This is a genomic window from Bacillus hominis (assembly GCF_018332515.1).
Taxonomy (GTDB): Bacteria; Bacillota; Bacilli; order Bacillales; family Bacillaceae_G; genus Bacillus_A; species Bacillus_A hominis.
The window spans coordinates 1-1,812 of record NZ_BOQD01000497.1 but is presented as its reverse complement, the minus strand read 5'-3'; the positions used below and the strand labels follow the sequence as shown (position 1 = coordinate 1,812).

Annotated in this window: 1 protein-coding gene; it reads left to right on the top strand. The window is 34.1% G+C overall.

Annotated elements, in window-relative coordinates; genetic code table 11:
- Nucleotides 1–182: 182 nt before the first annotated feature.
- Entirely contained in the window at nucleotides 183–1,640 is a 1,458-nt protein-coding gene (locus tag KI356_RS26850; protein ID WP_212936970.1) for a serine hydrolase, read from the top strand.
- Nucleotides 1,641–1,812: the final 172 nt, after the last annotated feature.

Sequence of the window (1,812 nt, the reverse complement as noted above, 5' to 3'; positions counted from 1 at the left end):
TTTCAATCTTATATGAGATTTATCATAACATGAAAAACAGCGAATTTAATAATCCAAATTAATAAAAATTCTTTCAATATTTCTTACAAAATTATTAACTTTCAATATTAAAAAAGGTTTTCACTTTTCTATTACAGAAAGTATAGTGCGGAACATAAAATTTATATTTGGAGGTTGGAAGCATGTCTAAAATCAAAACTCCTGTTTTAAGTACGTTACAACATAAGGTCGAAGAGATGATGAAAGATTTACACGTTCCTGGCACTGCTGTAGCTGTTATAAAAGATGGTGAGATCATTATTTCAGCAGGTTTCGGCTATCGTAACCTAGAGAAAAAAGAGGCTGTTACTCCGCAGACACGATTCGCAATCGGTTCTGCGACGAAAGCATTCGGTACGCTTTCATTAAGCTTATTAGCACAGCAAAAAAAGTTTAATTGGGATACTCCTGTCCAAACTTACGTACCTAACTTCTCTTTATCCGATATGCTCGCTAACTCGCAAGTTACAGGACGAGATTTAGCTTCTCATCGTACTGGGGTAAGTCGTCACGATGCTCTTTGGTACAGCTCTTCCTTATCTCGAAAAGATATCGTAGAAAAAATAAAACATTTATCACTTGATGCACCGTTCCGCACAGCATTTTTATACAACAACTTAATGTATGCGACAATTAGTTATATTGTGGAAAACATTACGAATCAAACGTGGGAGCAATACGTTACAGAACATATTTTAGAACCTTTAAATATGAGACATACAAACTTCTCTGTTACAGACTCACAAAATACAGATGATTATGCATTACCTTACGCTGAAGAAAATGGTGAAATGAAAGAAATCCCATTCCGAAATATCGATACAGTTGGAGCTGCCGGATGTATTAACTCTACCATTGAAGATATGGCAAAATGGGTTCTGCTTCATTTAAACGAAGGAAAAAGAGAAAATCATGATTTGATTTCTACTGAACTACTCCAAGAAATGTATACACCGCATACTCCAATACCGGATCAACCAATGTTATCAACAAGTGAATCACCATTAAATAGCTACGGACTAGGTTGGTTTATTAGCGCTTACCGCGGTTATAAAATGATTCATCACGGCGGTAATATTGATGGGTTTTCTGCACTTGCGTCATTCATGCCAAATGAAAATATCGGTATAATCGTGCTAACAAATTCTGGACAAACTTTACTTCCTACTTATATTACAAAGCATATTTACGACGAACTTCTCGGACTAGAATATATCGACTGGCATGAACGTGCTGTAGAAGATAGCGAAAAAATGAAAGAAATGATGAAAGAGACAACTGAATCACTTCCTGAAGCAATAAAAGAGACTACTCCTTCTCATACATTAGATGACTATACTGGAACTTTTGAGCATCCTGCTTATGGAAGACTAAAAGTATTTAAACAAGATAATTCCTTACATGTACAATTTTTGGATATGGAGTTCCAGCTAAAACACCACCATTATGATATTTTTTCTGCATCAATTATTTTGTTCCAAATGAAAATGGGACTTTTATTCGCTTATGAAATGAATGTGAAGGGTGAGTTTCCGATCCTTCAATTACATGTTCCTGCAACTTTAAGTACTCAACCCCTTACATTCACTAAAATTGAATAGAGGGAAGCTTTCGCTTCCCTCTATTTTTTCACAATTAGAAATTCCATCTAAAACTATTCATTTCATTATCAAATTAAATAAATAACTAGTATGATAATTCATCAAACAATAACTTATTACTAAACCATTAATCATTATATAATCTCAAAATAATCCTTCATCGGACATTGTT

Coding starts and splice junctions, on each gene's coding strand:
- KI356_RS26850 (WP_212936970.1), top strand. CDS start 183: ATGTCTAAAATCAAAACTCCTGTTTTAAGTACGTTACAACATAAGGTC.